The organism is Pseudomonas sp. GD04015, assembly GCF_029837675.1.
Lineage (GTDB): Bacteria > Pseudomonadota > Gammaproteobacteria > Pseudomonadales > Pseudomonadaceae > Aquipseudomonas > Aquipseudomonas paralcaligenes.
Genome location: NZ_JAOEEE010000003.1, coordinates 281322 through 288483 on the forward strand (window position 1 = coordinate 281322; position 7162 = coordinate 288483).

At 70.5% G+C, this 7162-nt stretch carries 6 protein-coding genes; 2 read left to right on the plus strand and 4 right to left on the minus strand.

What is annotated here, in order from left to right:
- Positions 1-97 precede the first annotated feature (97 nt).
- The gene (locus tag N7640_RS04335; protein ID WP_279903802.1) at positions 98-1117 is read left to right on the plus strand and encodes a TerC family protein; all 1020 of its coding nucleotides are present in this window, start codon (positions 98-100) and stop codon (positions 1115-1117) included.
- On the opposite strand, the gene N7640_RS04340 is transcribed toward N7640_RS04335, so the two are convergent.
- Positions 1118-1873 carry an NAD-dependent deacylase gene (locus N7640_RS04340; RefSeq protein WP_279903803.1) on the minus strand — a complete coding sequence of 252 codons (756 nt, stop codon included), beginning with the start codon at positions 1871-1873 and terminating at the stop codon, positions 1118-1120.
- Positions 1874-1998: 125 nt separating this feature from the next.
- Between N7640_RS04340 and N7640_RS04345 the strand changes: the two genes are divergently transcribed.
- Positions 1999-2352 carry a YgaP-like transmembrane domain gene (locus tag N7640_RS04345; protein ID WP_279903804.1) on the plus strand — a complete coding sequence of 118 codons (354 nt, stop codon included), beginning with the start codon at positions 1999-2001 and terminating at the stop codon, positions 2350-2352.
- Here N7640_RS04345 and N7640_RS04350 read toward each other — a convergent pair.
- From N7640_RS04350 to N7640_RS04360, 3 genes are all read right to left on the minus strand, one after another.
- Positions 2333-3979 carry a NahK/ErcS family hybrid sensor histidine kinase/response regulator gene (locus N7640_RS04350; RefSeq protein WP_279903805.1) on the minus strand — a complete coding sequence of 549 codons (1647 nt, stop codon included), beginning with the start codon at positions 3977-3979 and terminating at the stop codon, positions 2333-2335. The genes N7640_RS04345 and N7640_RS04350 overlap by 20 nt on opposite strands.
- A complete protein-coding gene (ercA, locus tag N7640_RS04355) occupies positions 3963-5126 on the minus strand; it encodes an alcohol dehydrogenase-like regulatory protein ErcA (protein WP_279903807.1) in 1164 nt (387 codons plus the stop codon). Before ercA ends, N7640_RS04350 begins: the two co-directional genes overlap by 17 nt.
- Positions 5127-5321: 195 nt before the next feature.
- On the minus strand, positions 5322-7162 hold a 1841-nt coding region (locus N7640_RS04360; RefSeq protein WP_279906180.1), incomplete at its 5' end, for a S9 family peptidase.

A 7162-nucleotide genomic window follows, 5' to 3' on the forward strand; every position in this document is an offset into this window, starting at 1 on the left:
CTTATTCTCCGCAGCCGTGACGCCGGGCCCCTCTGACGGTCAGCAACCGCCATGTCGGAGTCATAGTTGGTACAACTACGACTTTAAGGAGGGGCTCATGAGCACCCTGCATGCGTTTCTCTTCGCCGACCTGCTCGGCACCGCCACCTGGCTGTGGCTTTCCTTCTTCGCCCTGGTGATCGCCCTGCTGGCCTTCGACCTCGGCGTCCTCCACCGCGACAACCACGAGATCGGCGTCAAGGAGAGCCTGCTGCTGTCCGGCGGCTACATCTCCATGGGCCTGCTGTTCGCCGTCTGGGTGTATTTCCAGAAAGGCGGCGACTCGAGCATGGACTACCTGACCGGTTTCCTGATCGAGAAGTCGCTGTCGATGGACAACGTGTTCGTCATGGCGCTGATCTTCAGCTTCCTCGCCATCCCCCGCCAGTACCAGCACAAGGTGCTGTTCTGGGGCATCCTCGGGGTGATCGTGCTGCGCGCCCTGATGATCGGCCTGGGCGCCGCGCTGATCCACGAGTTCAGCTGGATCCTCTACGTGTTCGGCGTGTTCCTGGTGCTGACCGGCGTGAAGATGCTGTTCTCCAAAGTGGACGACGAGCCGGACCTGGCCAACAACCGCTTCATCCGCTGGATACGCGGCCACCTGCGGGTGACCGAGCGCCTTCACGAGCAGCGCTTCTTCGTGCGCCAGCCGGACGCCAGCGGCCGCGATGTGCTGTGGGTGACGCCACTGTTCCTCGCCCTGATCCTGATCGAGTGCGCCGACCTGGTGTTCGCCGTGGACAGCGTGCCGGCGATCTTCGCCATCACCCAGGACCCGTTCATCGTCTACACCTCGAACATCTTCGCCATCCTCGGCCTGCGCGCCCTGTACTTCGCCCTGGCGGCGATGATCCACCGCTTCGCCTACCTCAAGTACGCCCTGGCCCTGGTGCTGGTATTCATCGGCGGCAAGATCTTCCTGGTCAACGTCATCGGCAAGGTGCCGGCTGCCCTGTCCCTGGGCGTGACCCTCGGCCTGCTGGCCGGCGGTGTGCTGCTGTCGCTGTGGAAGACCCGCAACCAGCCGTCCCACGCACTCGAACCCGACTCGGAGAACCGCCCCGGCGGGGCATGATCAGGCACCGAAGGCGGCCTCCAGCAGCCGTGGCAGGACCTCGCCGGCGGCGCCCTGCAGGCTGTGCTCGCGGGGCCCGCCGACCGCCACGGGCTGCGGGTTGATGTGCACCACGGTGGCGCCGCCGCGCGACGCGATCTGCGGCACTTGGGCCGCGGGGTAGACCAAGCCCGAGGTGCCGATCGACAGCAGCAGGTCGCACTCGGCCGCAGCTGCGAAGGCTTGTTCCAATGCCGCCTCCGGCAGCGCCTCGCCGAACCAGACCACGCCGGGCCGAACCCGCCCGCCGCAATGCTCGCAGCATGGCGGCGGCAGGCGCCGGCCCTCCTCCGGCTCATCCAGCTCCATGGCCAGCCCGGCATGCGGCTGGCCACAGTCGAAGCAGCGCGGCGCATGCAGGCTGCCATGCAGGTGGATCACGTCCCTGCTGCCGGCACGCTCGTGCAGGTCGTCGACGTTCTGCGTCACCAGGGTCAGGCGCGGCACCCTGGCCGCCAGTTCGGCGATGGCCCGGTGGGCGGCATTGGGCACCGCTCGCAGCACTCGCTGGCGGCGCCACTCGTACCAGCCCCAGACCAGATCCGGGTCGGCCCCGAAGGCTTCGGGCGTGGCCAGCCGCGCCGGATCGAAACGCGCCCACAGCCCGGTCAGGGCGTCACGAAAGGTCGGGATACCGCTCTCGGCGGACACGCCCGCGCCGGTGAACACCAGCAAATGGCGGGACTGACGCAGGGCTTCGAAGAGGGAGGGAGTCATGGCGCGCTCGCGGGATCGGGGCGGGCCTTCATTCTCACCGAGCATGGCGGCGGTCGCCACTCATCCGCGGGGAGGAACGTCCTGGCCGGCGGCCAGTCGCAAGTCCATCCCCAAGGAGAACCATCATGCACAACGTCCACGGTTACGAACGCACCCTCTCCATCGGCCTGGGGCTGGCCGGCCTCGCCTATGGCCTGCACCGCGCTGACGTCTGCGGTTTCGGCCTGGCCGCGCTGGGGGGCCTCGGTCTGCTGCGCGGCCTCACCGGCCATTGCGCGGTGAAGGGCTACCTGCACGATCCGCAGCAGGAGCTGCACTACCTCAAGGCCGAGATGCTGCGCCTGCGCGAGGCCATCGCACGGCTCGGCCCGCAGAACCCGGAGGAAGAACCGCCGCTGGGCGCCGACACCATGGTCCACGGGTTCGACCGCTCGCTGCTGAACCCACGCCAGAGAGAAATCAACCGAGCACCTGACTGAGCACCGCACGCAGCTTGCCCGGCTTGAGCGGTTTGTTCAGCAGGGGGATCGCCTTGCGCTGGGCCGCGCTCTGGCATTGTTCGCTGCGGTCGGCGGTGATCATCACCACCGGCAGCTGGGGATCGAAGCGTGCGCGCAGCGCCTCGACCACCTCGCAGCCGATCACGCCATTGTCCAGGTGGTAGTCGATCAGCAGCACGTCGGGCGCCTTGCCGTCGAGCACCGCCAGCGCCTGGTTCAGGTCGCGGGCGGTGAGCACTTCGCAGCCCCATTGGCCGAGCAGCGCGGCCATGCTGTCGAGGATGCTCTGCTCGTTGTCGACCACCAGCAGGCGGTGGCCCGGCAGCGGATCGCCGAGCTGCACCTGGGGCGCCTTCGCCACCGCGCGGCGCGGCATCGGCGCCAGCGGCAGTTCGAAGGCGAAGCAGGAGCCCCGGCCCAGCCGCGAGCGCACCTGCACCGGGCTGTCCAACAGCTGGGCGATGCGCTCGACGATGGCCAGTCCCAGGCCGACGCCGCGCCCCGGTTCGAGCTGGCTGAACTCCTGGAAGATCGCCTCCAGCTGCTCCTCGGGAATGCCCCGACCGCTGTCCCACACCTCGATGCGCACGCGCTCGCCGCGCCGGCGCGCGGCCAGCAGCACGCCGCCCTGGCCGGTGTAGCGGCAGGCGTTGCTGAGCAGGTTGCGCAGGATGCGGCTGGCCAGGTGCAGGTCGGTGCGCACCGCCAGTTTCGGCAGGCGCGTGCGCAACCGCAGGCCCGCGGCCTCGGCCACCGGCTGGAACTCCGATGCCAGCGGCGCGAAGAGGTCCGCCAGGTCGTGGTCGGCCGGATCGGCCCGCACCGCGGCCTGGTCCAGGCGGGAGATGTCGAGCAGGTCGCCAAGCAGTTCCTCGGCGCCGTCCAGCGCCTGCTGGGTGCGCTCCACCAGTTGCCGCTCGGCGCTCGGCAGCGCGCGCTCGGCCAGGGTGGCGATCAGCAGTCGCGCGGCGTTCAGCGGCTGCAGCAAGTCGTGGCTGGCGGCGGCGAGGAAGCGGTCCTTGGAGTGGTTGGCCTCCTGGGCCGCGTCGCGCGCCTCGCGCAGCTCCTCGGTGCGCGCGGCGACCCGCAGCTCCAGTTCGTCGTTAAGCTGCTGCAGGCGCAGCTGGGCCAGCTTGCGCTCGGTGATGTCGGCGACGAAGCCCTCGAACACGCCGGGTTCGTCCGGCTTGAGCAGCAGGTTCATGATCACCGTGATGCGGCTGCCGTCGCGCCGGCGCAGCTCGGTCTCGTAGCCGTACAGGCCACCGCGCGCCTGCAGGGCGTCGCGGATCGACAACAGTTCCTCGGCGCCGCCGACGAACAGTTCGCGCGCCAGGTCCGACAGCGACCACAGCACCTCGCGCGGTTCGGCGTAGCCGAGCATCCGCGCCAGCGCCGGGTTGGCCGCCATCAGGCCCTGGGTCAGGCTGGCGCGGAACACGCCGTGCACCGCGTTCTCGAACAACCACTTGTAGCGGTTGCGCTCGGCCTCCAGCTCCTCAAGGCGCGCCATCAGCTCGGGATAGTGGCTCTTGCGCTGCGACTGGCTGCCCAGGCCGAGCAACCCGGCGAGGGCCTTCTGCGGGTCCTCAGAGGGCCTCGCCATAGACGACCTCGACATCGCGCTGGCTGGACTGGCGCGGGTTGGTGAGGATGCACGGGTCGTGCATCGCGTGGCGCGAGAGGAACGGGATGTCGCTGCTGCCGACGCCGTGGCGCGCCAGGGTCTCGTGGAACCCCACCGCACTCTTGAAGGCGATCAGGTGTTCCACCAGCCGCGCGCGGATCTGCGGATGGGTCAGGCCGCGGCAGTCCAACCCGAGGGTCTCGGCGATCACCTTGAAGCGCTCCGGCGTGGCGTCGTAGTTGAAGGCCACCACGTGCTCCACCAATGCGGCGTTGCACAGCCCGTGGGGCAGGTCGAGGAAGCCACCGAGGCTGTGGCTCATGGCGTGCACCGCGCCGAGGATGGCGTTGGAAAAGGCCAGGCCGGCCTGCATGCTGCCGAGCATGATCTTCTCGCGCAGGGCGATGTCGGCGGGGTTGGCGATCATGTCCACCAGGTTGCCGCCGATCAGGCGCATGGCCTCCAGCGCGTGGCTGTCGGTGAGCGGGCCGTGACCGGTGGAAACGAACGCCTCGATGGCGTGCACCAGGGCGTCGATGCCGGTACAGGCGGAGAGGAAGGGGTCCATGCTCAGGGTGGTTTCCGGGTCAATCAGCGACACGTCCGGCACCACCGCCTTGCTGACGATGGAGAACTTCATCCGCTCGGTCTGGTTGGAGATGATCACGAACTGCGAGACGTCCGCCGAGGTGCCGGCGGTGGTCGGGATCAGGATCAGCGGCGGGCTCGGCACGCGCACCGTGTCCACCCCCTCGAACTCGAGGATGTGGCGGCCGTGGGCGGCGACGATGCCGATAGCCTTGGCGCAGTCCATCGGGCTGCCACCACCGACCGCGACGATCACGTTGCAGCCCTCGCTGCGGTAGCGCTCGGCGCCGGCCATCACCTCTTCCATGCGCGGGTTCGGCGACACCTCGGTGTACAGGCTCCAGGCCAGGCCCTGGGCCTGCAGGCTGGCCTCCACGTCGGCCACCCAGCCAGCGGCCACGACGCCGGGGTCGGAGACCAGCAGCACCTTGCTGGCGCCGAAGTTGGCGGCGACGTTGCCGACGTTGTGCCGGCAGCCGGCGCCGAAGATGATTTCGGGCGAGACGAACTTGCGCAGCGGGCTCAGTACCTGGCTCATGCCACAGCCTTTTTCTTGTTCTGGTGATGTGTCCGCAGCAGCCTACTGCAATCGTCGGGCTTTGCAATCGGACCTTCTGCCTACAGCGGCCCGGCGCCATGGTCGAGCCCGGGTAGGGTGCGCCGTGCGCACCGTTCTCCGAGACAATCGGTGCGCGCGGCGCACCCTACGCCGGGGCCATGCAGCCGATGTCGATCAACCCGGGGCCTCCAGCAGGTCGCGATAGAACCGGTACTCCGCCTCCAGCGCCTCGGCCTGGTGTTCGGCGCGGCGGAAGCCGTGGCCCTCGTCCGGGAACAGGCGGTACTCCACGGCGACGCCGTTGCCGCGCAGCGCGGCCACCATCGCCTCGGTCTGCTGCGGCACCACCACGGCGTCGCGGCCGCCCTGGAAGAAGATCACCGGCACGCGGATGCGCCCCGCCTGGTGCAGTGGCGTGCGTTGTCGGTAGCGCTCCGGGTGCCGCTGCGGATCGCCGAGCAGCCAGTCCAGGTAGTCCGCCTCGAACTTGTGGGTGAGCCGGCGCAGCACCAGCGGGTCGCTGACGCCGTACAGACTGGCGCCCCCGGCGTAGCCGCCCTCGGCCAGGGCCAGCAGCGCGCTGTAGCCGCCGGCGCTGGCGCCGCGCACGAAGACCTTGTTGCGGTCGATGCGCCCGGCGCCGGCCAGGTGCTCGACGCCGGCGCGGATGTCCTCCAGTTCGATGCGCCCCCACTCCCCGCACAGACGCTGCCGATAGGCGCGGCCGAAGCCGGCGCTGCCCCGGTAGTTGAGGTCGAGCACGGCGAAGCCGCGCAGGGTCCAGAACGGGATGCGCGGGTCGAACACCGGGTAGCAGGCCGAGGTCGGCCCGCCATGGAGGAACACCACCAGGGGCGTCGGCCCGGCCGCCCGCGCCGGGTAGAAGTAGCCGTGGGCGGTTTCCCCACCGCTGGCAAAGGCGATGGCCTCGGGGCGCGGCAAGTGCTCGTCGTCCAGTGGCCGCTCGCCGCCGGCCAGCACCTGCACGCCACCGTCGCGCCGGTCGATGGCCAGCACCGCTGGCAGGCGGTCCGGCGCGGAAGCCACGCAGTAGAAGTGTCCCTGGTCCGCCGCCAGCGCGCGGAAGCGGCTGAATTCGCCGGCCAGGCGCCGCTCCCGGCCGTCGCCGGAGCACTCCAGCAGCTCGCCGCCCCGCGCAGCGAGCCGGCTCGCCAGCAGGGCGCCGCCCGTCAGCGGCAGGTAGCTACGCCCGCCCAGCTGCCAGGGCGCCGGCGCGTGATCGAACGGGGCGTCGAGCCGCGCGACCAGCCCGTCGCCCGCCTCGGCCAGCGGCTGCCACCAGCCGTGGCGATCGCTCAGGCAATGCAGGCGGCCGTCGGCGTCGAAGCGCGGTTGCTGCAGCGATTCCTCGCCGGCCAGCACCCGGGTGCGGCTCCAGTCGCCCTGGGGCGAGCGATGCCGCTGGCACAGGCGGGTGGCGGTCCAGGGCTGGCGCGGGCGGTCCCACTCGATCCAGACCAGGCGCTCGCCGGCCTCGTCCACCGTGGGCGCGGCGTAGAAGTCGGCGCCCTGCACCAGCACCTGGCGGCTGCCGTCCAGGCCGAGACGGACGATGCGGTGCGCCACCTCGCCCGGCTCATGGCTCTCCTCCACCGCCAGCAGCGCCTGCCAGGCCGGGACGAAGGCCAGGTCGCCGTAGCGGCAGGTGAAGCAGGTGCTCAGCGCACGGGGTGCGCCGCCGGCCAGGTCGAGGTGGTAGACCTGCTGGTCGGCCTCGTTGACGAAGGCCACGCCCCGCTCGGTGGCGCAGCTGGCGCCGCCGCCGTATTCGTAGACCTTGCTGCGCACCGAGTAGCCGGGTGGCGTCAGCTCGCGGCACCAGTCGCCGAGGAGGAACTGCAGCGAGCAGCGTCCGTTGGTCGGGTCGAATTCGACCCACAGCACGCCGCCGTGGGCCGCGTGCAGCTCGGCGAAGTCGCGGCTGGCGGCGGCCGCCTGGGCGGCGGACCAGGCTGGCTCTGCGGTGCGCGCGGCGCACCCTACGGTGTCCGAGG